This is a genomic window from Streptomyces sp. NPDC042259, from assembly GCF_055582085.1.
In genome coordinates, this window is the sequence record NZ_JBVJDW010000008.1 from 280,770 (window position 1) to 305,398 (window position 24,629).

Sequence of the window (24,629 nt, forward strand, 5' to 3'; positions counted from 1 at the left end):
CGGGCTCACAGCTCGTGGCCGAGGACCCCGGCGAGGGTCTTCAGCAGGTCGTGGGCCGCGTCCGGGATGACCGTCCCTGGCGGGAAGACCGCGGCGGCTCCCATCTCCCGCAGCGTGGCGACGTCCTGCGGCGGGATGACCCCGCCCACGACGATCATGATGTCCTCCCGGCCCTCCTCCACCAGGCACTCACGCAGCGCGGGGACGAGCGTGAGGTGGCCGGCGGCGAGCGAGGAGACGCCGACGATGTGCACATCGGCCTCCACCGCCTGCCGGGCGACCTCCTGCGGTGTCTGGAAGAGCGGGCCGACGTCGACGTCGAAGCCCAGGTCGGCGAAGGCCGTGGCGATCACCTTCTGGCCGCGGTCGTGGCCGTCCTGGCCCATCTTGGCGACCAGGATGCGGGGGCGGCGGCCGTCCTCCCGCTCGAAGGCCGCCACCAGGGCGCGGGTGCGCTCCACTCCGGAGGACGGTCCGGCTTCGTCACGGTACACACCGGAGATCGTACGGATCTGCCCGGCGTGCCGCCCGTACACCTTCTCCAGGGCGTCGGAGATCTCGCCGACGGTCGCCTTCGCGCGGGCCGCGTTCACGGCGAGCGCGAGGAGGTTGCCGTCCAGGCTGCCGCCCTCCTGGTGGCCCGCGCCGGCCGCCGCGGTGAGCGCGCGCAGCGCGTCCTGGCAGGCCTCCTCGTCGCGTTCGGCGCGCAGCCGCCGCAGCTTGTCGATCTGCTGGGCGCGCACGGAGGAGTTGTCGACCTTGAGGACGTCGATCTGCTCGTCGCTGTCGACGCGGTATTTGTTGACGCCGATGACGGGCTGGCGGCCGGAGTCGATGCGGGCCTGGGTGCGGGCCGCGGCCTCCTCGACGCGCAGCTTGGGGATGCCCGCGTCGATGGCCTGGGCCATGCCGCCGGCCGCCTCGACCTCCTGGATGTGCTGCCAGGCGCGGCGGGCGAGGTCGTGGGTGAGCTTCTCGACGTAGGCGCTGCCGCCCCAGGGGTCGATCACCCGGCAGGTGCCGGACTCCTGCTGGAGCAGGAGCTGGGTGTTGCGGGCGATGCGGGCGGAGAAGTCGGTGGGCAGGGCGAGGGCCTCGTCGAGGGCGTTGGTGTGCAGCGACTGGGTGTGTCCCTGGGTCGCCGCCATGGCCTCGACGCAGGTGCGCGCCACGTTGTTGAAGACGTCCTGCGCGGTGAGCGACCAGCCGGAGGTCTGCGAATGGGTGCGCAGGGACAGCGACTTTGTGTTCTTCGGATCGAACTGCTTGACGAGCCTGGCCCACAGCAGCCGGGCCGCCCGCAGTTTGGCGATCTCCATGAAGAAGTTCATGCCGATCGCCCAGAAGAACGACAGCCGGGGCGCGAAGGCGTCCACGTCCAGGCCGGCGCCGAGCCCGGCGCGCAGGTACTCCACCCCGTCGGCGAGGGTGTAGGCCAGCTCCAGATCGGCCGTGGCCCCGGCTTCCTGGATGTGGTAGCCGGAGATGGAGATGGAGTTGTAGCGCGGCATCTTCTGCGAGGTGTACGCGAAGATGTCCGAGATGATCCGCATCGAGGGCCGGGGCGGATAGATGTAGGTGTTGCGGACCATGAACTCCTTGAGGATGTCGTTCTGGATGGTCCCGGCCAGCTTCTCGGGCGGTACGCCCTGTTCCTCGGCGGCGACGATGTAGAGGGCGAGGACGGGCAGTACGGCCCCGTTCATCGTCATCGACACGCTCATCCTGTCCAGCGGGATGCCGTCGAAGAGCTGGCGCATGTCGTAGATGGAGTCGATGGCGACGCCGGCCATGCCCACGTCGCCGGTGACGCGCGGGTGGTCGCTGTCGTAGCCGCGGTGGGTCGGCAGGTCGAAGGCGACGGACAGACCCTTCTGACCCGCCGCCAGGTTGCGGCGGTAGAAGGCGTTGGACTCCTCGGCGGTGGAGAATCCGGCGTACTGCCGGATGGTCCAGGGCTGGTTGACGTACATCGTCGGGTAGGGGCCGCGCAGATAGGGCGCGACGCCCGGGTAGGTGGCGAGGAAGTCCAGCCCGTCGAGGTCCTCGGCGGTGTAGAGCGGCTTGACGCCGATGCCCTCGGGGGTGTCCCAGACGAGGTCCTCGGCGCTCTTGCCGGTGCTCTCCTTCAGGGCCGCCCGCCAGGCCGCCGGGTCGGCGGGGGCGCCGGCCACGGGTCCCAGGTCGATGCCGGAGAAATCGGGGATCGACATCACACCACTCCCATGCGGTCGAGGACGGAGGAGAGGGCGGCGACGGCGTCGCCGCCGGCGAAGACGAACTCGTCGACTCCGGCCCGCTCGAAGGCTTCCCGCTGTTCGCCGCGCGGTTTTCCGGCGAGGAACACCCGGTCGGCGCCGGCCTTCTTGAGCGCGGTGGCCACGGCCTCGGCCTGTTCGGCGTAGAGGGCGTCGCTGGAGCACAGGCAGGCGACGGCGGCGCCGCTGGCGGCGAAGGCCGCGGCGGCGGACTCGGCGTCGACCGTGGCGGGAACGTGCACGGGCTCGATGCCGCCGGCCTGGAAGAGGTTGGCGGCGAAGGTGGCCCGGCCGGTGTGCGCGGCGGCGTCGCCGAGCGCGGCGAGGAAGACGCGGGGGCGGACGCCGGCCCGGGCCAGGTGCGCGTCGGAGCGGGCGCGCAGCCTCTCGTACGCCTCGTCACGGCGGACCCGGGGCAGGCCGCCCGGGACGTCCGCGACGGCCGGTGTCTCGCGCCGCACCGGCTCCTCGGCCAGGTTCGGGAACTCGCTGACGCCCGTGATGGGTTCCTCGCGGGTCGCGAGCCGCGCGGACCGCTCTCGCCAGGTGTCCGCCAGCCGCTCCCCCACGAGCCCGGAGCGAAGCGCCGCGGCGTGGCCGCCGGCGCGCTCGATCTCCTGGAACCAGGCCCAGGCCGCGTGGGCCAGCTCGTCGGTCAGCCGCTCCACGTACCAGGAGCCGCCGGCCGGGTCGATGACCCGGGCCAGGTGGGACTCCTCCAGCAGGATGGAGGAGGTGTTGCGGGCGATCCGGCGGGCGAAGGCGTCGGGCAGGCCGAGGGCGTCGTCGAAGGGCAGCACGGTCACCGAGTCGGCGCCGCCGACTCCGGCGCCCAGCGCGGCGACGGTGGTGCGCAGCATGTTCACCCACGGGTCGCGACGAGTCATCATGACCGAGGAGGTGACGGCGTGTTGGCGCTGTGCTCCGGCGCCCGGGGCCGCGCCGCACACGTCGGCGACCCTGGCCCACAGCCGCCGCGCGGCGCGCAGCTTGGCGATGGTCAGGAACTGGTCGGCGGTGGCCGCGTAGCGGAACTCCAGTTGCGCGCAGGCCGCTTCGGTGTCCAGCCCCGCCGCGACGAGCGCGCGGAGGTAGGCGACGCCGGTGGCGAGGGAGCAGCCGAGTTCCTGGGCGGCCGATCCACCGGCCTCGTGGTAGGGCAGGGCGTCGACGGTCAGGGCCCGGATGCCGGGGTGGTCGCGGGCGCACAGCACGGCGAGTTCGGCGGCGGCCGCCAGGGGTTCGGCGGGGTCTCCGGCGGTGTGCGTACGGGCCAGGGTGCCCAGCGGGTCGGCGCCGAGGTTGCCCGTCGCCGCGTGCGGGGCGACCCCGCGCTCGGCGTAGAGGCGCAGCAGCTCGCGGGCGGCGGCCCCGGTCTCGGTGCCCGCGTCGAGTACGACGGGGGCGAGGTCCAGGTAGACGCCCTCCAGGGCGGTCGCGAGGCCGTCCGTGGGCAGGCCCGCCGGGCCGACGGTCAGCCAGAGGGAGGTGACGCCGTTCTCGAGGTCGGCGAGCACGGCGTCGTTGACGCGCCGGGGGTCCGGATGGGCGTGGCGCTGGCGGACGTCCCACCCCGAGACCGCGGTGCCCGCCACGCGTCCGCCCCGGACGAACGGCGGGAAGCCGGGGTAGCCGGGCCCAGCGGGGCCGAGGGGCCGTCCCCCGTCCGGGCCGGCCGCCGCGGCGTCCTCGGCGGTGTAGAGCGGGCGGGTCGTGAGCCCGTCCATCAGTGCGGTGGACAACGCTTCCTCGGCCGCCGGGCCCTCGGCCACGGTGCCCGCTTTGCGTAGTACGCCCTCGACAAGGCGCTGCCACTGCTCACGGGTCGCGTCGGGGAACTCGGCGGCCAGGGAGAAGCCGTCATCAGGCTGGACCGTCATGGGGGGAAGGCTAGGGCGCGGAGGCGTCCCGTAGCAGGGGCAACCGCTGTGACCTTGGCCTCTTCCCAGTCCGCGGGCACCGTCGGCGTGCTCTGCCCCGCCTTTCGGCGTGGTCCTCGAACGTCGGTCGTCAGTCCGTTTCCTGGCGTTCGTGCCGTTCGGGGACGACGAATTCACACCATACGGATTTGCCGGTGCCGCGTGATTCCACGCCCCAGACGTCGGCGAGGCGGTCCACCAGCAGCAGCCCCCGGCCCGAGACCCCCGACTCGCCGGGTTCCCGGCGGCGCGGCAGCGTGCTGGACCTGTCCTCCACCTCCAGCCGCAGCCGGCGTTCGGGGCCGCCGAGCATACGGATCGTCACCGTCGCGGGCCCGTCGGTGTGCAGCAGGGCGTTGGTGACCAACTCGTCGGCGACCAGCTCGATCTCGTCCGAGCGTTCCCGGGCGCCCCAGGCCCGTACCGCCGCCCGGATCATATGACGGGCCGCGGAGAGCGCCTCGGGGTCGGCGGGGGCGATGTGCTGCTGGAGCCGGCCGCCGCCACGGGCCGCGACGCCCTCACGGCGCAGCAGCAGGACGGCCATGTCGTCCTCGCCGACCCGCTCCTCGACCACGTCGCAGAGCGTGTCGGCCAGGCTCTGGAGGTCGTGGGGGCCGTCGCGGACGATGCCGGCGAGGATCTGCATGCCGTCGTCGAGGTCGGCCCCGGGCTGCTCGACCAGGCCGTCGGTGAACAGCAGCAGCGTCTCCCCCGGGTCCAGTTCCACGGTCGTGACCGGGTAGTCGAGCCGGCCGAACTCGGCGGAGAGCCCGAGCGGCAGCCCGCCGGCCAGCGGCAGCCGCCTGCAGGTGCCGTCGGGGTGCCGCAGCAGGGGATCGATATGGCCGGCGCGGACGAGTTGCAGCATGCCGGTGGAGGGGTCGGCCTCGACGTAGGAGCAGGTGGCGAAGCGGTCGGTGTCCAGCTCGTGCAGGAAGGAGGAGGCGCGGGCCATCACCGTCGCGGGGGCGTGCCCCTCGGTGGCGTAGGCCCGCAGGACGATCCGCAGCTGGCCCATGACGGCGGCGGCGTGGGTGTCGTGGCCCTGTACGTCCCCGATGACCGCGCCGACCCGGCCGCCGGGCAGCGGGATCACGTCGTACCAGTCGCCGCCGATGTCCCGGCCCATCCGGGCGGAGCGGTAGCGCACGGCGATCTGCGCCCCGGGGACGTCGGGGATGCGGCGCGGCAGCATGGCCTGCTGCAGGCCCTCGGCGAGGTCGTGTTCCTGGTCGAAGAGCATCGCCCGGGCCAGGCTCTGCGCGAGGCTGCTGCCGAGGGCGATGAAGAGGTTGCGCTCCTGCCGGGTGAAGCCGCGGCCCTCGCGGTAGAGCAGCCCGAGGGCGCCGATGGGGCGGGCCTGGGCGATCAGCGGCAGATAGGCGGCGGAGGAGATGCCGATGTCCTCGATGCGCTCCCACAGCCAGGGGTAGGCGGCGGCGAACTCCCCGCGGGATTCGATGAAGCGCGGGGTGAGGGTGCGGATGACCTCGCTCATGGGGAAGTTGTCGTCGATCCGCGTGTAACGGGTGCCGGGGATGTAGTGCTCCTCTGGTCCCTCGGCGACGAGGTGGATCCGGCCGGACTCGACGAGGCCGAGGACCAAAAGGTCGGCGCCGAGGTGTTCCACGGCCCGGGAGTCCTTGAAGAAGTCGATGACGTCCTCGACCGTCCTCGCGTGGGCGAGGGCGGCCGTCGTCGTCTCGACGACGGTCGTCTGATGGCGGTGCTCCTCGGCCCCGTCGCGCGGCTCGGCGGCGTGGCTCAGCTCTTCGGTGGCGTCACGGACGATGCCGAGGATGCGGTAGGGGCGCCCCTGCTCGTCGCGGAGGATCCGGCCCTGGGTATAGGTCCAGCGCAGGGCGTCGGTGTCGTCCCGTACGTGGTAGTACGCGCCGTAGGTGTCGCTGCCGTCCTTCATGGCGGTGGCCACGAGGGAGTCGAGCATGACCGCCTCGGAGCGGGGCACCCGGCCGCCGACGTCGGTGATGTGACCGTCGAACTTCCCCGGTGGCACCCGGAGGATCTCCAGGGCCGGGTCGTCCAGGTGCAGCCGCCCGCCGTCGAGGTCCCAGTCGAAGGTGCCGATGCGGTTGAGTGCGAGGCTCAGCTCCGGGCGGGCGGGCCAGTCGTCCGACCGCGCCCCGGCGGCAGGCGTCGCTCCCCGATCAACCATGGAGCCACTCTGACATCTTTTGTCCGTTTCTTCGATGTGGCTGCGCGGTCGGGTGGTACGGATACGCCATGGAGTGGTTCACGGAGTCGGGGTACTGGCTGAGCCGGCTGGTGCTCCAGCGCGCGCTCGCCGCGGTCTACCTGGTGGCCTTCCTCGGGGCGGCGCTGCAGTTCCGTCCGCTCATCGGGGAGCGGGGGATGCTGCCGGTGCCGCGGTTCCTGCGCGGGGTGCCCTTCCTGCGGGCGCCCGGCATCTTCCACCTGCACTACTCGGACCGCTTCTTCGCGGGCTGGGCGTGGGCGGGTGTCCTGCTGTCGGGCGCGGTCGTGGCGGGGGCCGCGGACGCGGTGCCGCTGTGGGCGTCGATGGTGCTGTGGGCGGCCCTGTGGGTGATGTATCTGTCGATCGTCAACGTGGGCCAGACCTGGTACGCGTTCGGGTGGGAGTCCCTGCTGCTGGAGGCGGGGTTCCTCGCGGTCTTCCTCGGCAACGCGCGCACCGACCCGCCCGTCCTGGTGCTGTGGCTGATGCGCTGGCTGCTCTTCCGCGTCGAGTTCGGCGCCGGACTGATCAAGATGCGCGGGGACACCTGCTGGCGGGATCTGACCTGTCTGTACTACCACCACGAGACCCAGCCGATGCCCGGCCCGCTGAGCTGGTTCTTCCACCGTCTGCCCCGGCCCCTGCACCGGGTCGAGGTGGCCGCCAACCACGTCGCCCAGCTGGTGGTGCCCGTTCTCCTGTTCACCCCGCAGCCCGTCGCGAGCTGCGCGGCGGGGCTGATCGTCTGCACCCAGCTCTGGCTCGTCGCCTCCGGCAATTTCGCCTGGCTCAACTGGCTGACGATCGTCCTCGCCTTCGCCGCCGTCGACGGGGCGGCGCTCGCGGACCTGCTGTCGCTGCCCGCGCACACCCCCTCGCCCGCTCCCCCGCTCTGGTACGAGGTCCTCGTCGTCGCCGTGACGGTCCTCGTGGTGGGCATGAGCTGGTGGCCCGCGCGCAACATGCTCTCGCGGCACCAGCGGATGAATATGTCCTTCAACGCGTTTCACCTGGTCAACACCTATGGGGCGTTCGGCAGCATCAACCGCCGCCGCCACGAGGTGGTGGTGGAGGGCACCGACGCGGCGGTACTGGGGCCCGAGACCGTGTGGCGGGAGTACGGCTTCAAGGGGAAGCCCGGCGACGTCCGCCGGACGCCGCGCCAGTTCGCCCCCTACCACCTACGGCTCGACTGGCTGATGTGGTTCGCCGGCATCTCGCCGAGCTACGCGCAGCCCTGGTTCGCCCCGTTCGTCGAACGGCTGCTGGAAGGCGACCTTGCGACGCTGCGACTGCTGCGGCACAACCCCTTCCCCGACGCGCCTCCCACCCACGTCCGGGCCCGCGTCTACCGCTACCGCTTCACCACCCGCCAGGAACGGCGGGCCACCGGCGCCTGGTGGCACCGGACGCTGGAGCACGAGTTCCTGCCCCCGGTGGCCCTGCGGCCACGCTGAGCCCCGGCCCGGGACCGGACGCGACGGGGTGCGCCCGCCCGGCGGGTACCGCACGGTGGAGGGGGAACCAGGGGACGAGGCGAGGCGGTGGCGTGATGGAACCGGTGGAGGCGCTGGACCGGATCGCGTTCCTGCTGGAACGGACGGGGGCGCCGACGTACCGCGTGAAGGCGTTCCGCACGGCCGCCGAGGTGATCTCCGCGCTGCCCGCCGAGGAGGTGCGCCGACGGGCGGCGGAGGGATCCCTCACCCGGGAGAAGGGCATCGGACCGAAGACCGCCGCCGTCGTGGCCGAGGCCTCGGCGGGCCGGGTGCCGGCCTACCTGGAACGGCTGGAGGAGGAGGCCGGCGGACCGCTGGCCGACGGCGGCCGGGAGCTGCGGGCCGCGCTGCGCGGCGACTGCCATCTGCATTCCGACTGGTCGGACGGCGGCAGCCCGATCGAGGTCATGGCCGCGACGGCCAAGGCGCTCGGACACGAGTACGCGGTGCTCACCGACCACTCCCCCCGGCTGACGGTCGCCCGGGGCCTGACACCGGAGCGGCTGCGGGCCCAGCTCGACGTGGTCGCCGAGATCGACGACCGGCTCGGGAAGGACTTCCGGCTGCTGACCGGCATCGAGTGCGACATCCTCGCCGACGGCTCGCTCGACCAGGAACCCGAGCTGCTGGAACGGCTGGACGTCGTGGTCGTCTCGGTGCATTCGAAGCTGCGCATGGACGCGGAGAGCATGACCCGCCGTCTGGTGTCGGCCGTGGCCAACCCCCTCGCCGACATCCTCGGCCACTGCACCGGACGGCTGCTGGGCAGCCGCCCCGAGTCGGAGTTCGACGCGGCGATGGTCTTCGCCGCGTGTGCCCGCTTCGGAACCGCCGTGGAGATCAACAGCCGTCCCGAGCGGCTCGACCCGCCGCGCCGGCTGCTCCGGCAGGCCCTCGACGCGGGGGTGCTGTTCTCGATCGACAGCGACGCCCACGCGCCCGGCCAGCTCGACTGGCAGATCCACGGCTGCGCCCGCGCCGAGGAATGCGGGGTGCCCGCCGACCGGATCGTCAACTCGTGGAGCGCCCCGGAGCTGCTGGAGTGGACCCGCTCCCGCTGACGGCCCCCGGCCGACCTGCGCGCGGCCGCGACCCCCCTGATCATCGAAGACATGACGCTGCCCGTGATCCGGCCGATGCTGGCCACCCCCGGCCCGCTGCCGGCCGAGGGCGAGGACGCGGGCTGGGCGTTCGAGGCCAAGTGGGACGGGGTGCGCCTGGTCGTCGCCGCCCCGGGGGACGGCACCGTCAGGCTCACCACCCGGGCGGACAACGACGCGACCGCGACCTACCCCGAGCTGGCCGCGCTCGGCGAGCAGCTGCGCGGCCGGCCCGCGGTCCTCGACGGCGAGGTGGTGGTCCTGGACGCCGCGGGGCGTCCCGATTTCGGGCTTCTGCAGCGCCGGATGGGGGTGGTCAACCCGCGCCGCGCGGCACATCTGGCGATGGAGTACCCGGTCCACCTGATGCTGTTCGACCTGATGTACCTCGACGGCTGGTCGCTGCTCGCCTCCACCTACCGGGAACGCCGGGCGGTGCTGTCCGGGATGGGGCTCGGCGGGCCGAGCTGGTCGGTGCCGGGGTATCTGGAGGGGCACGGCCGGCAAGCGTGGGACGCCACCTTGCGCAACGGGCTGGAGGGGGTGATGGCCAAACGCCTGTCGTCCGTGTACACCCCGGGGATGCGGTCACCCGAGTGGCGCAAGACCAAGCATCTGTCGACCCTCGACGTGGTCATCGGCGGCTGGGCGGAGGGCCGCGGCGGCCTCACCGGGCTGCCCGGGGCCGTCCTGGCGGGCCTGTGGGAGCCGACCGGTCTGCGCTACGTCGGCTCCGTCGGATCGGGGCTGTCCGAGTACGAGCGCCGGGACCTCGCCCGCTATCTGGGGGTGCTCCGGCGGGACGCCCCTCCGTTCGTGAACCCGGTCGACGTGCCGGGTGCGCACTGGGTCGAACCCCGGCTGGTCGCCGAGGTCGCCTTCTCCGGCTGGACGCCCGGCGGGCGGATGCGGCACCCGACCTGGCACCGGCTGCGCCCGGACCTGACGCGGCTCGACTAGGGCCAATGGCAGCCCGTCCGGCGTTTGCGGACGCGCCCGCGGGGCGCCCGCCGCCGCAGGCGGCACAGCGGCCGGCAGCCGAAGTCCCGCCGGACAGGCGAGAGGCGGCACAACGGTGTCAGACCGTCGGAAGCGCGCCGCGGCACGCGCCGGCGGCCAGCGGCGCGAGGAGGTCGCCGTGCGCGGCGACGCGGTCGAGGACCTGCTCGGGGGTGAAGGCGAGGTCGCCGGGATCGCCGACGGCGGCGACCTCGTCCCAGCCGACCGGGGCGGCGACGCCGGGGCTCTCGCGCAGGCGCACGGTGTAGGGGGCCGCGGTGGTCTTCGCGCTCGCGTTCTGCGACCAGTCGATGAGCACCTTGCCGGGGCGTTCCGCGCGCGCCATGGAGACGACCACGAGCCCGGGGTGCTCGCCCGCCATGCGGGTGGCCAGATCCTTGGCGTAGTGCGCGGTGGCACGGCCGGAGGCGGGCCGGATGGGGGCGTAGAGGTGCAGGCCCTTGGACCCGGAGACCACCGCGTGGGCGGTGAGCCCGTCGGTGTCGAGCAGCTGGCGCAGCCGCTGGGCGACGCGGCAGCAGAGCACCAGGCCGGCGCCGGGGCCGGGGTCCAGGTCGAGGACGAGCCGGTCGTGGCCGTCCCGCCCGGCGGCGGCCTTCCACTGCGGAACGTGCACCTCGTACGCGCCGAGGTTCGCCATGGCCACCAGCGCGGCGGTGGAGTCGACCATCACCTGTTCGGTGGTTCCGTCGCGGTGCTCCACCGGTACCAGGGGCACCCATCCGGGTGCTCCCGGCGGCGGGTTCTTGGCGACCCAGCTCTCCCCGGCCGGGCCCTCGGGGGCGCGGACGAAGGACGCGGGCCGCCCGCTGACGTGCGGCAGCATCACCGGGGCGATCGCGGCGTAGTACCGCAGCAGCTGCGCCTTGGTGTGGCCCGTGGCGGGGAACAGCACCCGGTCCAGGTGGGACAGGGACAGCCGGTGGCCGTCGACTTCCACCACCTGCCGGTCCGAAGATGCGGGCATAAGGTAGGAATTCCCCCTGGAGGGATCAAACTATGCGGACGATGTGGAGAGGCGCGATCGGCTTCGGGCTGGTGTCCGTGCCCGTACGGCTGTACGCCGCCACACAGGAGCACGGCCTCAAGCTGCATCAGGTCCACGACGCCGACGGGGGCCGGATCCACCTCAAGCGCGTCTGTGACGTCTGCGCCGAGGAGGTCGCCTTTGAACACATCGCCAAGGGCTTCGAGGACGACGAGGGGCACGTCGCCGTCGTCACCAAGGACGAGATGGCGGGGCTGCCGCTGCCGAGCAAGAAGCTCATCGACGTTCTGGCCTTCGTCGACGCCGACCACATCGATCCGCTCCAGCTCTCCGGCGCGTACTACCTGGCCCCCGAGAGTCCTGCGGCGAACAAGCCGTACGTCCTGCTCCGGGAGACCTTGAAGCAGACCGAACGGGTGGCCGTCACCAAGATCGCGCTGCGTACCCGGGAGTCGCTGGCGCTGCTGCGGGTCCATGAGGAGCTGTTGACCCTGCACACCATGTACTGGCCCGACGAGGTCCGCGACAGCGGCGATCTCGCCCCGCCCTCCTCGGTCACCGTGCGGCCGCAGGAGTTGAAGATGGCCACCAGCCTGATGGACACCCTCTCCGAGGACTTCGATCTCGACGCCCTGGAGGACGAGTACGAGGTCGCTCTCACCGAGCTGATCTCCGCCCATCTGGAGGACAGGCCGGTGCCGAAGAAGGAGACCGCCCCGGCGCCCGACAACGTCATCGACCTGATGGCCGCGCTCCAGGCCTCCATCGACCGGGCCGCCGAGCGCGGCGAGACGGACACGGGTGCGGAAGGGGAAGCGGGAGGGGAAGGAGCCACCGGGGGGCGCTCGCGGAAGCCCGCCAAGAAGACGGCGGCCAAGAAGACGGCGGCGGAGAAACCGGCGAAAGCGAAGGCCCGGGGGGCCGCGAAGAAATCCGCCCCGCCGGACTCCTCCGGCACCGGGTCGGCCAAACGCACGACCGCCAAGAAATCGGCGGCGGCCGGAAAGACCGCCGCCAAGGCCACGAAGAAGTCCACCGCGCGGAAGTCGAGCCGCGCCTCCTGAATCCCTGTGGCGCGCCCCCTCCCTGAGAGGTGTTTCCGCCCTCCTAGGCCGGACCCGCGCCCTCACCCCCGGCCGCCTCGAGTTCACGGCGGGTGGTGGCGACCAGGCCGTCCGCACCGCACCGCTTTGCGACCGCGAGGCCCTCGCTCAGCAACGCGGCGGCCTCGCGGGTCCGGCCCGCGCCGCGCAGCGCGGTGCCGTGGTCCACCAGCGCGAGGGCGAACTCGTACCGGCTGGGAGATCTGCGCAGATGCGTGACGGCACGGCCGAGCATGTCCAGCGCCTCGTCCCCTTCGGCCATCCGGGCCGCCCGCCGCAGTGCCTCGCCCATGGCGGTGTCGGTGCCGAACCGTCCGGCGTGCCGGACGGCCTGGTCGGCGAGGGCGCGGGCCCGCTCGGGGTTGTCCTCGGCGACCGCCGAGGCCAGGTCGAGCGCCCACGGTGCCCAGAGGGTGTTGTGACGCCCGCGTTCCTCCATGATCCGTCCGGCGGCCTCCAGTTCGGCGATGGCCTCCTTGCGGTGGCCGCCGGCGAGCAGCAGCTTGCCGACCACCGACGGGGCGTCGGGCATCACCAGCTCCGGCGGATAGGGCGGACCGAAGGAATTCTGCTCCGCCAGCGCCTCGGCCTCCGCCACCCTGCCCCGGGCCAGCAGGGTCTCCACGAGCAGACAGGTGCCGTCCCATTGGATGGGCAGCCCCGTACCGAGCCGGCCCGCCAGCCGCAGCCCTTCGCGCAGGAAGTCCTCGGCGAGGGAGAGATTGCCGCGCCGCCGGTGGACGAGCCCGAGGAAGTCGTGGGCGAAGGCCAGGTGGGCACCGCTCCAGCCGGAGATCTCGAAAGCCCGCACGGCCTCGCTGAACAGCTGCTCGGCGCGGTCGAGCCGGTCGGTGTAGGCGTAGGTGATCCCGATGATGCTGGGGATCTCGAAGCCCCATTCGGTGTTGGTCCACGACATGCCCGCGGCGAGCCGTCCGTCGTCGAGCGCGCGGTCGTTCAGCTCGGCCACCTCCACCGCGTCCTCGCCGCGGACCATGCCGTCGAAGGCACGCAGGGCGAGCAGAGCCCGCTCGGAATTGTTCCGCCCGTCGAGGCCGTCGGCGAGTTCGGCGATCTGGCGCGAGCGCTGGGGGGCGCCCTCCTCCTCGTACTGGATGCCCTTCCACAGGAAGTGGGCGGCCTGCAGCCGCATCTGCCCGGGCCCGGCCGGCACCTCGGCCGCCCGGGCGGCCACTTCCTCGGCGGCGGCGATCAGCTGGCCGTTGTGGGCGTAGGCCTGCGAGAGCCGGTAGGTCGCGTCGACCCGCAGTTCCTTGGGCAGGCTCGGCAGGGCCAGCGCCGCGCGCAGATGGTTGATGGTGGTGGACGGCGAGGTGAGCAGGGCCGAGCAGCCGAGTTCGTAGAGCACCGAGGCGCGGTCCTCGTCCGGCGGCGGCTCGGCCATCGCGCGCTCCAGACAGCGGCGGGCGGCCTCGGGGGCACCGACGGCGAGGTGTTCGTGCGCGGCGGCGCGCAGTTGCCGGACGAGATCGGGGTCGTCGTCGGGGTGGACCTCCAGCAGGTGCCGCGAGGCGGCGGCCGCGCCGTGGCCCGCGTTGGTGATCGCCCAGGCGGCGAGGCCGTGCATCGCGGTGCGGGTGGCGGGCGGCACGGCCTGGTAGACGGAGGTGGCGATCAGCGGGTGGACGAATTCGAGGTCGGGGGCGCCGGTGAGGATGCGGGCCTCGCGCAGCCGGTCGGCGCACTCGGCGGCTTCCGAGGGGCTCATGCCGGCGAGCATCGCGGCGACGCGCGGGGAGATCTCCGTGCCGAGGACGGCCGCCGCCCAGGCGAAGCGGGTGACGGACGTGCCCAGCCGCTCCAGCCGGGTGACGAGGCCGCTGCCCCGGGCGGCGGCGCCGAGTTCGCGCAGCAGACAGGCGGACTCCTCGGCCGGGCGCAGGCCCCGGTCCTGCGCCTTGGCGATCAGCTCGACGGTCTCGTAGGGATTGCCGCCGGTGACGGCCCAGACCTCACGGCAGAAGGGGTCGTCCGCGTCCTTGCTGAGCGTGGCCCGCACCAGTTCGGCCACGGCCGCCGGGGTGAGGGCGTGCAGGCTCACGGGCCGGTTGCCGCGCCCGGCGACCATCTCCTTGAACGCCGGGGTGTGGTCGGGAAGTTCGTCCGGCCGGTAGGCGACGACCACGAGCAGTGGCAGCTCCCGCAGCCGCACGGCGAAGGAGGCCAGCCAGGCGAGGGATTCGGCGTCACCCCACTGGGCGTCGTCGACCACCACGACCAACGGCGAGGTGGTCATGGCCAATTGGGTGACCACCCAGTCGAGGCTGTCGCGCACGCCCTGGGGGTCGGCCGGCGGCCCGAGGGGTGGCGCGATGCCGAGGACCGGCAGGGCGACGTCGTACCAGTCCCCCAGCAACTCCTGTCGCCGGGCCGGTGTCATGGGCGCCAGGGCCGGTTGGAGGAGCTGGCGCACGATATGGAAGGGGACGGACTGGGCCGACTCGCTGCCCCGGCCGGAGAGCACGGTGCAGCCGCGCTCGACGGCGACCCTCCGCAGCTCCGCCAGCAGGGCCGTCTTGCCGACTCCCGCCTCCCCGCTGTACAGCAACAGTCCGCCGAGGATCGCTTCCCCCTCGGCGATGCGGCCGCACAGACCGTCTACAGCCTGTTCCGCGGCGGCGATCTCCTGCTCGCGCTCGAACAGGGCGGTGTACTGGCGTCGATCACGCTGATGCCCCGTCATGGCAGTGTCTCCTGTAGGGGTGTGGTGGGCCGAGCCTAGCCCCGTCGGCGGACGTTGGGGCACGGTTCACCGCAGGGATCCACCCGCCCGCGTGACCCTCCCCCGGCGCCGAACATTTATTCGTTGCACCCGGAAATGTCTTCGATATTTCGAAGTCGAGGGCATTGTGGGGCCTTTCGAATTCACTCGTCAGCCCAATCCGCGAATATGACAACTTCGCGGTCCCGGAACCGCGTGACAGGCTACGCTCCATGTCGCGCAGCGGGTCGAGGCGACTCGATACCGCTGCCCCAACCGCCGTGCCACCGCTGGCCGGAGAACATCACACAGCATTCCGCGTACGGCGTCGCCACATTCCCGCGGCGCCCCGTAAGTCATTTCCCCAGAGCACGAGGATCTCGATGGTTGGTACTGGATCGTCCCACCAAGGCAGGCGGCCCGCCTCCGTTCTCATATGGCTGGTCCCCCCCGTCGTACTGGCGGTCTGCACGGTGACGGCGGCAGTCCTCGTCCCCCTCGGCGCCCGCTCCCCGGTGGCCTGGTGCGGGACCGCGGCGACCGTCGCGGTGGCCCTCACCTCGTCGGAGGCGGTGCGGCGGGGCCGCATCATCGACACGCTGCGCCGGCGCTGCGCCGAGCAGGAGGCCGCGTTCCGCCACCGGCTCGTCCAGCAGGAGATCGAGACCCGGCGGCTGGCCCGCGAGCTGCTGCCCGCCGCGGTGAACATGCTGCAGCAGGGGGCGTCAGCCGATGAGGTGCTCCGTGAGGTCCGGCCGCTGACCCCGCTCGACCCGTCGTTCGAGGCCGCGCACCGCTCGGTCCTGCGCTCGGTGGTGGAGGCGGTGCAGGCCGAGGAGGGGCTGCGCGACTCCGCGCACCGCGCCTTCGTCAACATCGCCCGCCGGGTACAGGCCATCGTGCACCAACAGGCCACCGACCTGCGGGAGATGGAGGACCGGCACGGCAACGACCCGGATGTCTTCGGCGACTTGCTCCACCTGGACCACGGGACCGCGCTGATCGGCCGGCTCGCGGACAGCATCGCGGTACTCGGCGGCTCCCGCCCCGGCCGTCAGTGGAAGAATCCGATCCCCCTCTACAACGTCCTGCGCGGCGCCATGTCCCGGATCATGGACTACCGCCGGGTGGATCTGCACTCGGTGGCGGACGTCGCGGTCACCGGTCCCGGCGTGGAGCCGCTGATCCACGCGCTGGCCGAGCTGCTGGACAACGCCACCCGCTACTCGCCCCCGCAGACCCGGGTGCACCTGACCGCCGTCGAGGTGCAGTCGGGGGTGGCGGTCGAGATCGAGGACGCCGGCGTCGGTCTCACCGACGAGGCCCGCCGCCGCACCGACGCGGTGCTGGAACTCGCCGACCGCGGTCTCGACCTGAACGACCTCGGGGAGACCCCCCGACTGGGGCTGGCGGTCGTCAGCCGGCTCGCCAAGACCTACGCGTTCCGGGTCTCGCTGCGGCCGTCGGCGTACGGCGGTGTGCGGGCCGTGCTCATCGTGCCGGAGAACCTGATCACGGCGAGCGCCACACCGGGCGGCGAGATCGCGCGTGCCGCCACCCTGCCGCCCCCCAAGCCCAGGAAGAAGCCCGGCCGGCCGCTACCGCCGCCCCCGGAGCTCGACCAGCCGACCGAGGAGACCGACGGCTCGGGCGGACTTCCGCAGCGCCGCCGGCGCGCCCCCGGCATCCCCTCGCGGGCCGCCCGGAAGGCCGCGGCCGCCGCGGCGGGCCGTCCCCCCCGCAGGAACTCCCCGGCGTCCGAGCCTCCCCCGCAGCCCGGTCTGTGGCTGGCCGCCTTCACGAGCGCCGTCAACGGTGAGGAGCCGACACCCGACCCGCGGGGACCGTTCAGTGATGAATCGTCAGACAAGGAAGAGTAGCCAAGTGACGCAGCTGCGGTTCAACATGGACTGGATGCTCAAGGACCTGGCATCCAGCGTTCCTCAGACCCGCCACGTGATCGTGTTGTCCTCGGACGGACTGCGCATGGCGCAGCACGGTTCGGACACGGACGCCGCGGATCGCCTGGCCGCCGCCTGCGCGGGGCTCCAGAGCCTGTCCACGGCGGTGGCCGCGGAGTTCCCGCACGGCGACGGGCAGATGCGACTGGTCGTGATCGAGGTCGACGGCGGCTTCTTCTATCTGATGGCGGCCGGCGCGGGGGCGTATCTGGCGGTCCTGGCGGACGACGATGTCGACGCCGGGCTGATGGGACAGCGGATGCGGGACCTGGTGGCCCGGATCGGTGAGCACCTCACCAGTCCGCCGCGCGTCAGCGGGCCGGTCACGTGAGTAAGCCCAAGAATCCGTGGGACGAGGGAAATCCGGATCGGTTATACATCCTCACCACCGGGCGCAGCAGCACCGACCAGGACCTCAAACTGGATCTGGTGACGCTGATCGTCGCCCGGGCCGAGCCCGATCCCGGACTCCAGCCCGAGCACGCCGCCATCGTGCGGATGTGTGACTACCCGCTGTCCGTCGCCGAGATATCGGCCTATCTCACCCTGCCCGTCAGCACCGTGACCGTACTGCTCACGGATCTGCTCACGAAAGATCAAGTGGAGGCCAGGCCCCCGGTCCCGGTCGCCGCGCTACCCGATGTGCGACTCCTGGAGGCGGTGATGCATGGACTACAGAACCTTTGACACAGCCGCCGGACCCAGGACCGAGGACATCCTCCCGGCCTCGACCGCGGCGGCCGTCAAGGTGGTGATCGTCGGTGGTTTCGGGGTCGGTAAGACGACCCTGGTCGGCGCGGTGAGCGAGATCAGACCGCTGACCACCGAGGAGACGATGACCCAGGCCGGGGTCGGCGTGGACGACCTGGCCGGGATCGAGCACAAGACCGAGACGACCGTGGCGATGGACTTCGGCCGGATCAGCATCAACGAACAGCTGGTGCTGTATCTGTTCGGCACGCCCGGCCAGGAGCGCTTCTGGTTCCTGTGGGACGGCTTGTTCGAAGGGGCCCTGGGTGCGGTGGTCCTCCTCGACACCCGTCGTCTGGAGGTGAGTTACGACGTGATGGGTCTGCTGGAGGAGCGGGGTGTGCCCTTCGTCGTCGCCGTCAACACCTTCCCCGGCTCGCCCGTCCACGCCATGTCGGAGCTGCGGGCGGCCATGGACCTCCCCGACTCCGTGCCCATGTTCACCTGTGACGCCCGCGAGCGCGCCTCCTGCCGGGACGCGCTGATGGCCCTCATGCGCTACCTCTACACCCTCACGAACGAATCCCCGGAGCCACAGTGACCCCCCGTGACGAACACTCCCGCGCCGACTCCGCGACGGTCGCTTCCCCGCAGTGTCCCGCCCATGCCTATGGCGAGGGCGGCATCGCGCGGCTGTACGGGCCCGCGGCCGAGGCCGATCCGATGGGACTGTACGAACAGCTCCGCGACCGGCACGGCGCGGTCGCACCGGTGCTGCTGCACGGTGATCTCCCGGCCTGGCTGATCCTCGGCTACCGCGAGAACCTCGACGTCACGCGGACTCCGTCGCGTTTCTCGCGTGATTCGCGGAACTGGCGCGACATGCGCGAGGGCAAGCTCACCCCCGATCACCCGCTGGCCCCGATCTCGACCTGGCAGCCCATCTGCGCGTTCGCCGACGGCCAGGTCCACGAGCGGTGGCGCGGCGCCATCAACGACGCCATGGGCCGCTTCGACCGGCGTGGGGTCCGCCGCCACATCACCCGTTTCGCCAACCAGCTCGTCGACGGCTTCTGCACCACCGGTAAGGCCGACCTGGTGCACGAATTCGCCGAGCACCTGCCGATGCTGGTGCTCACACAGCTGCTGGGCATGCCCGAGGAGTACGGGCCGCAGCTGGTCAAGGCCGCCCGCGACATGATCAAGGGCACCGAGACGGCCGTCGCCAGCAACGCGTACGTGCAGGAGACGCTGCGCAAGCTGGTGGTGCGCAAGCACGCCGATCCCGGTCCCGACTTCACCAGCTGGCTGCTGGAGCACCCCGCCAAGCTCTCCGACGACGAGGTCCAGCAGCATCTGCGGCTGGTGCTCATCGCGGCGTACGAGACCACGGCGAACCTGATCGCGAACACGGTGCGCATGGTGCTGTCCGACCCGCGGTGCCGGGCCAATCTGGCCGGCGGCCACATGACCCTGCCGGACGCGGTCGAGCAGGTGCTGTGGGACGAACCGCCGTTCACCACGATCCTCGGCCGCTGGGCCACCCAGGACACCGAGCTGGCCGGGCAGAAGATCAAGGCGGGGGACGCTCTCGTGCTGGGGCTGGCCGCGGCCAATGTGGACACGGCCGTCCGCCCCGACCCGACGGCGCCCGTGCACGGCAACCGCTCCCATCTGGCCTTCAGCGGGGGCGCCCACGAATGCCCCGGCCAGGACATCGGCCGGGCCATCGCGGACACGGGTATCGACGCGCTGCTCAACCGGCTGCCGGACATCCGGCTGGCCGTGGCGGAGTCCGAACTGAACTGGGCCTCCTCTTTGATGTCGCGTCATCTGGTGGCGCTGCCGGTGCAGTTCACGCCCCAGCGGCCGCTGCCGCCGGAGGAGTCGGGACTGCCGGTTCCGGCCGCGTCGGACCGGCCGGAACCGGCGGTGCCGGGTCCTCAGGCCTCCACGCCGGACAAGCCCGCGGCGATCCCGGCACCGCCGAGGCCGTCCCGCCCCCGGGTGTCGGTGTGGAAGTCGCTGACCGGGTGGTTCCGGCGGCGGTGAGTGACGCTCTCCAGTTGGTCCCACCACCAGGCCGCCGACGCGATGGGCAGCGGTCCGGTGCCGGGGTCGCTGGGCGTGTCCCGCCAGGTGATGCCGTACGTCGCCCCGGGGACCGGCAGTGCGTGCCGGTTCCGGGGGCTGGCATAGCGCGGGGCCGCGTTCATCCAGCGTATGCAGCCGGCGATGTAGTGCCCGAGAGCTTCGAGATAGCGGCACAGCTCCGGGCCGGCGTCCTCGGCTATCCGGTCGCGCAGGTCCAGGAAGAGCGTCATGGCCCGGTCGCGTATGGCGAGGGCCTTGTCGAGGGCCTGGTCCGGGGGGATGCCGTCCTGGTGGGCCACGACGTTCACGAGGTTCTGGTCGGTGGTCTCCTGGCTGTCCTCCTTGGCGTAGGAGAAGAGGTCGTTGTCGCAGCTCACGATGAATCCCGCGGCATCGGTGAGGGCCTGGACGGGGGCGGAGTAGAGCTCCCCTTCCGGGATGTCGATGTCGTTGGCGATCTCGCTCCAGGCCAACGAGAAGCGGGTGCCGTTGATGGAGGGCCGTAGGGCGACGTAGTCGGACAGGTTCGGCATGATGCCGCGTTCGACGTTGCTGACCTGCCAGGTGGCGCCGAACAGCCAGTCGCGCAGGCCCTCGGCCACCCGTCGCAGCTGCACGGGGGTGGTCAGGGCCCTGGTGCGGGAGGCGAGGTCCTCCAGGGCGGCGGCGAACGGGGTGTCGCCGAGCATGGCGGAGCCCGCTGCTTCGAGGCAGCGGGAGATCCGGGCGTTGAGGTCGACGATGCGGGAGGTGCGGATGTCCGCGGAGCCCGTGTCGTGCCAGAAGTCGTCGAGGGCGAACGCCCAGTGGTTCCACTGGATGAACAGCAGGAGCGGTTCGTCCTTCCCGTACGGGATCATCCGGCAGCTGAAGTCGGTGCTGTGGGTGGCGATGCTCCAGGCCCGCTCGGTGCTGTCACGGAAGATGCCCATCGCGTCGAGCCAGGCCACGGCCTGCTTTTCCAGCTGGTCGGCCCGTGGGTGGACGGCGGCCTCGATCGGGCAGTAGAAGGGGGGCAGCCGCCAGCCGATGGCGGACGCGCGCGTGCCTGTCTCGGTCATGGCCTCAGTGTCCTTCGAGACGGAAGAGCAGGAGCCTGGTCTCGATCGCGTGGTCCCGCCAGACGCGGAACAACTTCCCGTGGGTGAGGGCCGATTCGACGAGGCGGTCGGCCGCGATCGGGGACTGGTCGCCGGTGCGTTCCATCCGGTCCAGCTCGGCTGTCGTCCAGGCCATGGACTGCACCCAGAACTCCGCGACCCGGTCGGTGACGTCCTCGTCCTGCTCCAGTTCGAAGCCGGCCGCGTGGGCGGCGTCGATGTATTCGGACAGGGTGCCCAGCCTGGTCTTGTAGTACCCGTCGATGAAGTTGGTCCACTCCGGCCGGCACAGGAAGTGTTCCTGGATCCCGAACCAGCCGCCGGGTTTGAGTGCCTTGGCCACCACGGAGAAGAGCCGTTCGCGGTCCATGTAGCCCGAACTCTCGATGGCGACGGCGGCTTCGTACTGGCGCTCATCGCACAGGTCGTGGATGTCGCCGAGGACGGGGGTGACGAGGTGCTCCACGCCCGCCTGCCGGACGAGGTCCGCCATCACGGGTACGTGTTTGGCGGTGACGGTCATCGCGGTGACCTCACAGCCGTGTTCCTGCGCCCAGTAGATGGAGCCGCCGCCCAGACCGCAGCCGATGTCGAAGAGCGAGCCCGGGGGGTCGGCCGTCACTCCCCAGGAGGCGGCGGCGTGGTCGAGCGCCACCTCCTGGGACTCGAAGAGGCGGCGGCGCAGGACGCGTTGGGAGACCGTGGTGTTCGGTGCCGCACCGGAGTCGAAGAACCCCACATGGAAGTGGACCCGGGGGCCGGGGCCGTACTTGTGCAGGATGTCGGCGGTCTTCCTCGAGTAGTACAGCGGCACCTGGGTCTCGTCGCGTACCGCCTCCTGAGCGGCGGCCACCTCGGCGACAAGGTTCTCCATGGGATACCTCCGAGACATCGACTGTCGGTGAAGAGGCGAACAGGGAGACGGGCCGCGGGGAGGGACGTTCCCTGGTGACTGAATCGCATGTTCGGTCTCGTACGTATGTCACGCCGCCCCCCAGCGACACACAACCAGCACGCCTGTCCAGTTTTGCCCGGTACCTGCCCATGCCGGGTCAGCGATAACCCACATTACGTACCACCGTGCGCCTTTCTGACGCACGCCGCCAGGATCACTTCAGCTCAATTCAGACCAAATTAAGCCGACATTGGCTTGCTTCACGACCAGAAAGGCTGAAAATTGCGCGCTGTTGTCGGGGTTTTGGCCTTCCGACAGGCCAGTATCCAGACGCGCCGGGGATGGCCGGAACCCTCTTACGCATATGGTGTGCAGGCGATCGGAGGGGGGCACGGCTGCTGCGTATGCGCCCCTGGGCGGCTGGGGAAGCGGCGTGACCGCGCGAACCCCGGGGTGCCTGTGGCATTTTCGGCCGGTGACGACGGCGCCCCCGACCCGCCGCGCGCCCCGGCCCGCCGGCCGTGCAGCGTGTCGTGGCCGCCGCACCCTGCCCTTGATCGCCTCCCTCCCGCACACTGGTGAACCGGCCGGGACGAGGGAGGCGCGGCATGGCGGCGATGTCGGCGGTACGACGGTGGTCCCGGTGCGGTGCCGCGCCGTGGTGGCGGACGGGGGCGGTCCTGCTCGCGGGCGCGCTGCCCGCGCTGGCCTTCCCCGCGCCCGCGCTGTGGTGGCTGGCCTACGTGGCCCTGGTCCCCTGGCTGCTGATCGTCGCTTCGGCCGCCACGCCCCGGCGCGCCGCCCTGGACGGCTGGTTCGGGGGAGCCGGGTTCCTGCTCGCCGTGCACCATTGGCTGCTGCCGAGCCTGCATGTCTTCATCGTCGTGCTGGCCGCGTTGCTGGGACTGCTGTGGGCGCCCTGGGGGCTGTTGGTGCGACGGCTGCTGGGCGGGGGCCCGGGCCCCGGCCGGGTGGCGGCGGCACTGGTCCTGGTGCCGTCCGGCTGGCTGACGGTCGAGCTGATCCGTTCCTGGGAGTACCTCGGCGGGCCCTGGGGGCTGCTCGGCGCGAGCCAGTGGCAGGTCGCGCCCGCCCTGCGCCTCGCCTCGGTCGGCGGGGTCTGGCTCGTGGGCTTCCTGCTGGTGGCACTCAACACCGCTCTCGCCGCGCTCATTTCGGCGCCCCGCGCCCGGACGGCCGGGGCGGCGGGGTTGCTGTCGTGCGCGGTGGCGGTGGCCGCGGTCTGGGTGTGGGCACCGCTGCCGAAGCGGGCGGGCACGGTACGGATCGCGCTCGTCCAGCCCGGTGTGATCGACGGCGGCCGGAGTCCGCAGCGGCGCTTCGACCGTGAGGAGACGCTCACCCGCCGGCTGGCCGGGCGCGGGGTCGATGTGGTGGTGTGGGGCGAGAGCAGCGTCGGCGAGGACCTGGGGCGGCGGTCCGAGCTGCGCGACCGGCTGGCCGCGCTGTCCCGGGCGGTGGGGGCGCCCCTGCTCGTCAACGTCGACGCGCGACGCTCGGACCGCCCGGGGATCTTCAAGAGTTCGGTACTGATCGGGCCGGACGGGCCGACCGGTGACCGCTACGACAAAACGCGGCTCGTGCCGTTCGGCGAGTACATCCCGGCACGGTCGCTGCTCGGCTGGGCCACCTCCGTGGGCAAGGCGGCGACCGAGGACCGGCGGCGCGGCGACGGCCCGGTGGTGATGCGGCTGCCGGGCGCCGACGGACCGCTGATCGGCCCGCTGGTGTGCTTCGAGTCGGCGTTTCCCGATATGAGCCGCCGGCTGGTGCGGGACGGGGCCCAAGTGATCGTCGCCCAGTCCGCGACCTCGACGTTCCAGCACAGTTGGGCGCCCGGGCAGCACGCCTCACTGGCCGCACTGCGGGCCGCCGAGACCTGGCGGCCGATGGCGCACGCGACGCTGACGGGGGTGAGCGTGGTGGCGGACGCCCGGGGACGGCGGGTCGGCGAGCGGCTGGGCACCGAGCGCAGCGCCGTCGCCGTCTACGACGTGCCGCTCGCGCGGGGCACCAGCCCTTACGTCCGGTTCGGGGACTGGGCGGTGTACGGCTCGCTGGCCGCCCTCGGTGTCTTCTGCGCCATCGAGGGCGCTCGTGCGCTCCGGCGTGGGGTCAGGCGGCCTGTTCGCCGATCGCGGTGACGATCCGCTCGCACAGTTCGTGGGTGCGCAGCGCGTCCTCGGCGTCGAGGACCGTGCCCGCGCGGACCGCGTCGAGGAAGGCGAGGGCGACCTGCTCTATGCCGCGCTGGCGGGCCACCGGCACCCAGTCGCCGCGCCGGCGGACGGTCGGCTGCCCCTTGTGGTCCACCACCTCGGCGAGGTCGCGGACCTGCCGCTTGGTGCCCTGGCCGGCGACCTCGAGGATCTCCTCGGTGGAGCCGCTCATCCGGTTCATGGTGCCGATGGCGGTGAAACCGTCGCCCGAGAGCTGCAGGACGACGTGGTGCGTCAGACCGTCGCGCACCCGCGCCCGGACGTCGACGTGGTCGATGGTGCCGGGGGCGAGGAAGCGCAGGGTGTCCACGACGTGGATGAAGTCGTCGAAGACCAGGGAGCGGGCTTCCTCGGCGAGGCCGACACGGTTCTTCTGCATCAGGATCAGCTCGCGCGGGTGGTCCAGGCACTGCGCGTAGCCGGGCGCGAAGCGGCGGTTGAAGCCGACCATGAGGCTCACCCCACGCGCCTGGGCGAGACGGACCAGGCGTTCGCTCGCGGCGAGGTCGTAGGCGAGGGGCTTGTCGACGTAGACCGGTACGTCCGCTTCGAGGAGCCGGGTGACGATCTCGGGGTGCGCGGCCGTCGCCGCGTGCACGAACGCCGCGTCGATCCCGGCCTCGATCATGGCGTCGAGGTCGGTATGGCGGTGGGCCTCGGGGACGCGGTAGGTGTCGGCGACCCGGTGGAGGGTGGCGGGGGTGCGGGTGTGGAGGTGGGGTTCGATTCCCGGCTGAGCGGCCAGTACCGGAAGGTAGGCCTTCTGTGCGATGTCCCCGAGCCCGATGCAGCCGACCTTCACGGAGCCTCCTTGGTGCG

The 24,629-nt window shown here is 72.0% G+C and carries 18 protein-coding genes; 10 read left to right on the forward strand and 8 right to left on the reverse strand.

Going from position 1 to position 24,629, the window contains the following annotated elements:
• Positions 1-5: 5 nt before the first annotated feature.
• The 3 genes from scpA to ACZ6MA_RS22675 form a co-directional block, all read right to left on the reverse strand.
• The gene (gene scpA, locus ACZ6MA_RS22665; protein WP_469435729.1) at positions 6-2,213 is read right to left on the reverse strand and encodes a methylmalonyl-CoA mutase; all 2,208 of its coding nucleotides are present in this window, start codon (positions 2,211-2,213) and stop codon (positions 6-8) included.
• Positions 2,213-4,138 (reverse strand): methylmalonyl-CoA mutase family protein, encoded by a 1,926-nt coding sequence (locus ACZ6MA_RS22670; RefSeq protein WP_469435730.1) that lies wholly within the window; start codon positions 4,136-4,138, stop codon positions 2,213-2,215. The genes scpA and ACZ6MA_RS22670 overlap by 1 nt, the downstream gene beginning before the upstream one ends.
• A gap of 130 nt (positions 4,139-4,268) precedes the next feature.
• Positions 4,269-6,356, reverse strand: a complete 2,088-nt coding sequence (locus tag ACZ6MA_RS22675) for a SpoIIE family protein phosphatase (RefSeq protein WP_469435731.1) — start codon at positions 6,354-6,356, stop codon at positions 4,269-4,271.
• 68 nt (positions 6,357-6,424) lie between these two features.
• On the opposite strand from ACZ6MA_RS22675, the gene ACZ6MA_RS22680 reads away from it, so the two are divergent.
• The 3 genes from ACZ6MA_RS22680 (at position 6,425) to ligD (ACZ6MA_RS22690) (ending at position 9,957) form a co-directional block, all read left to right on the forward strand.
• Entirely contained in the window at positions 6,425-7,855 is a 1,431-nt protein-coding gene (locus tag ACZ6MA_RS22680; RefSeq protein ID WP_469435732.1) for a lipase maturation factor family protein, read from the forward strand.
• Positions 7,856-7,950: 95 nt separating this feature from the next.
• Positions 7,951-8,958, forward strand: a complete 1,008-nt coding sequence (locus ACZ6MA_RS22685) for a PHP domain-containing protein (RefSeq protein WP_469435787.1) — start codon at positions 7,951-7,953, stop codon at positions 8,956-8,958.
• 51 nt (positions 8,959-9,009) lie between these two features.
• On the forward strand, positions 9,010-9,957 hold the full coding sequence (ligD, locus tag ACZ6MA_RS22690) for a non-homologous end-joining DNA ligase (protein WP_469435733.1): 948 nt from the start codon (positions 9,010-9,012) through the stop codon (positions 9,955-9,957).
• A 118-nt stretch (positions 9,958-10,075) separates the two neighbouring features.
• Here the strand turns inward: ligD (ACZ6MA_RS22690) and ligD (ACZ6MA_RS22695) are convergent, their stop codons facing one another.
• Entirely contained in the window at positions 10,076-10,984 is a 909-nt protein-coding gene (gene ligD / locus ACZ6MA_RS22695) for a non-homologous end-joining DNA ligase (protein WP_469435734.1), read from the reverse strand.
• 32 nt (positions 10,985-11,016) lie between these two features.
• Between ligD (ACZ6MA_RS22695) and ku the strand changes: the two genes are divergently transcribed.
• On the forward strand, positions 11,017-12,069 hold the full coding sequence (ku, locus tag ACZ6MA_RS22700) for a non-homologous end joining protein Ku (protein ID WP_469435735.1): 1,053 nt from the start codon (positions 11,017-11,019) through the stop codon (positions 12,067-12,069).
• Positions 12,070-12,112: 43 nt separating this feature from the next.
• Here the strand turns inward: ku and ACZ6MA_RS22705 are convergent, their stop codons facing one another.
• Positions 12,113-14,812 carry an ATP-binding protein gene (locus ACZ6MA_RS22705; protein ID WP_469435736.1) on the reverse strand — a complete coding sequence of 900 codons (2,700 nt, stop codon included), beginning with the start codon at positions 14,810-14,812 and terminating at the stop codon, positions 12,113-12,115.
• Between the two features lie 401 nt (positions 14,813-15,213).
• Here ACZ6MA_RS22705 and ACZ6MA_RS22710 point away from each other — a divergent pair, with 401 nt between their 5' ends.
• From ACZ6MA_RS22710 to ACZ6MA_RS22730, 5 genes are read left to right on the forward strand one after another with little or no spacing between them, the layout of a single operon-like run.
• Entirely contained in the window at positions 15,214-16,710 is a 1,497-nt protein-coding gene (locus ACZ6MA_RS22710; protein ID WP_469435737.1) for an ATP-binding protein, read from the forward strand.
• 25 nt (positions 16,711-16,735) lie between these two features.
• Positions 16,736-17,122, forward strand: a complete 387-nt coding sequence (locus ACZ6MA_RS22715; RefSeq protein WP_184737155.1) for a roadblock/LC7 domain-containing protein — start codon at positions 16,736-16,738, stop codon at positions 17,120-17,122.
• Complete coding sequence (locus ACZ6MA_RS22720) at positions 17,119-17,478, forward strand: DUF742 domain-containing protein (protein ID WP_469435738.1); 360 nt, start codon at positions 17,119-17,121, stop codon at positions 17,476-17,478. The genes ACZ6MA_RS22715 and ACZ6MA_RS22720 overlap by 4 nt, the downstream gene beginning before the upstream one ends.
• Positions 17,459-18,082 carry a GTP-binding protein gene (locus ACZ6MA_RS22725; protein WP_469435739.1) on the forward strand — a complete coding sequence of 208 codons (624 nt, stop codon included), beginning with the start codon at positions 17,459-17,461 and terminating at the stop codon, positions 18,080-18,082. The genes ACZ6MA_RS22720 and ACZ6MA_RS22725 overlap by 20 nt, the downstream gene beginning before the upstream one ends.
• The gene (locus ACZ6MA_RS22730; protein WP_469435740.1) at positions 18,079-19,533 is read left to right on the forward strand and encodes a cytochrome P450; all 1,455 of its coding nucleotides are present in this window, start codon (positions 18,079-18,081) and stop codon (positions 19,531-19,533) included. Before ACZ6MA_RS22725 ends, ACZ6MA_RS22730 begins: the two co-directional genes overlap by 4 nt.
• Here ACZ6MA_RS22730 and ACZ6MA_RS22735 read toward each other — a convergent pair.
• Positions 19,425-20,636 (reverse strand): terpene synthase family protein, encoded by a 1,212-nt coding sequence (locus ACZ6MA_RS22735; protein WP_469435741.1) that lies wholly within the window; start codon positions 20,634-20,636, stop codon positions 19,425-19,427. The genes ACZ6MA_RS22730 and ACZ6MA_RS22735 overlap by 109 nt on opposite strands.
• A 4-nt stretch (positions 20,637-20,640) precedes the next feature.
• A complete protein-coding gene (locus tag ACZ6MA_RS22740; protein ID WP_469435742.1) occupies positions 20,641-21,549 on the reverse strand; it encodes an SAM-dependent methyltransferase in 909 nt (302 codons plus the stop codon).
• Positions 21,550-22,178: 629 nt separating this feature from the next.
• Between ACZ6MA_RS22740 and lnt the strand changes: the two genes are divergently transcribed.
• Positions 22,179-23,735 (forward strand): apolipoprotein N-acyltransferase, encoded by a 1,557-nt coding sequence (gene lnt / locus ACZ6MA_RS22745; RefSeq protein ID WP_469435743.1) that lies wholly within the window; start codon positions 22,179-22,181, stop codon positions 23,733-23,735.
• On the opposite strand, the gene ACZ6MA_RS22750 is transcribed toward lnt, so the two are convergent.
• Positions 23,707-24,612, reverse strand: a complete 906-nt coding sequence (locus ACZ6MA_RS22750; protein ID WP_469435744.1) for a Gfo/Idh/MocA family protein — start codon at positions 24,610-24,612, stop codon at positions 23,707-23,709. The two genes, lnt and ACZ6MA_RS22750, sit on opposite strands and share 29 nt — an antisense overlap.
• Between the last annotated feature and the right edge of the window lie 17 nt (positions 24,613-24,629).

What these genes read in the sequence shown, in the direction of transcription:
- scpA (WP_469435729.1), bottom strand. Translation starts at nt 2,213, where the DNA reads ATGTCGATCCCCGATTTCTCCGGCATCGACCTGGGACCCGTGGCCGGC.
- ACZ6MA_RS22670 (WP_469435730.1), bottom strand. Translation starts at nt 4,138, where the DNA reads ATGACGGTCCAGCCTGATGACGGCTTCTCCCTGGCCGCCGAGTTCCCC.
- ACZ6MA_RS22675 (WP_469435731.1), bottom strand. Translation starts at nt 6,356, where the DNA reads ATGGTTGATCGGGGAGCGACGCCTGCCGCCGGGGCGCGGTCGGACGAC.
- ACZ6MA_RS22680 (WP_469435732.1), top strand. Translation starts at nt 6,425, where the DNA reads ATGGAGTGGTTCACGGAGTCGGGGTACTGGCTGAGCCGGCTGGTGCTC.
- ACZ6MA_RS22685 (WP_469435787.1), top strand. Translation starts at nt 7,951, where the DNA reads ATGGAACCGGTGGAGGCGCTGGACCGGATCGCGTTCCTGCTGGAACGG.
- ligD (WP_469435733.1), top strand. Translation starts at nt 9,010, where the DNA reads ATGACGCTGCCCGTGATCCGGCCGATGCTGGCCACCCCCGGCCCGCTG.
- ligD (WP_469435734.1), bottom strand. Translation starts at nt 10,984, where the DNA reads ATGCCCGCATCTTCGGACCGGCAGGTGGTGGAAGTCGACGGCCACCGG.
- ku (WP_469435735.1), top strand. Translation starts at nt 11,017, where the DNA reads ATGCGGACGATGTGGAGAGGCGCGATCGGCTTCGGGCTGGTGTCCGTG.
- ACZ6MA_RS22705 (WP_469435736.1), bottom strand. Translation starts at nt 14,812, where the DNA reads ATGACGGGGCATCAGCGTGATCGACGCCAGTACACCGCCCTGTTCGAG.
- ACZ6MA_RS22710 (WP_469435737.1), top strand. Translation starts at nt 15,214, where the DNA reads ATGGTTGGTACTGGATCGTCCCACCAAGGCAGGCGGCCCGCCTCCGTT.
- ACZ6MA_RS22715 (WP_184737155.1), top strand. Translation starts at nt 16,736, where the DNA reads ATGGACTGGATGCTCAAGGACCTGGCATCCAGCGTTCCTCAGACCCGC.
- ACZ6MA_RS22725 (WP_469435739.1), top strand. Translation starts at nt 17,459, where the DNA reads ATGGACTACAGAACCTTTGACACAGCCGCCGGACCCAGGACCGAGGAC.
- ACZ6MA_RS22735 (WP_469435741.1), bottom strand. Translation starts at nt 20,636, where the DNA reads ATGACCGAGACAGGCACGCGCGCGTCCGCCATCGGCTGGCGGCTGCCC.
- ACZ6MA_RS22740 (WP_469435742.1), bottom strand. Translation starts at nt 21,549, where the DNA reads ATGGAGAACCTTGTCGCCGAGGTGGCCGCCGCTCAGGAGGCGGTACGC.
- lnt (WP_469435743.1), top strand. Translation starts at nt 22,179, where the DNA reads ATGGCGGCGATGTCGGCGGTACGACGGTGGTCCCGGTGCGGTGCCGCG.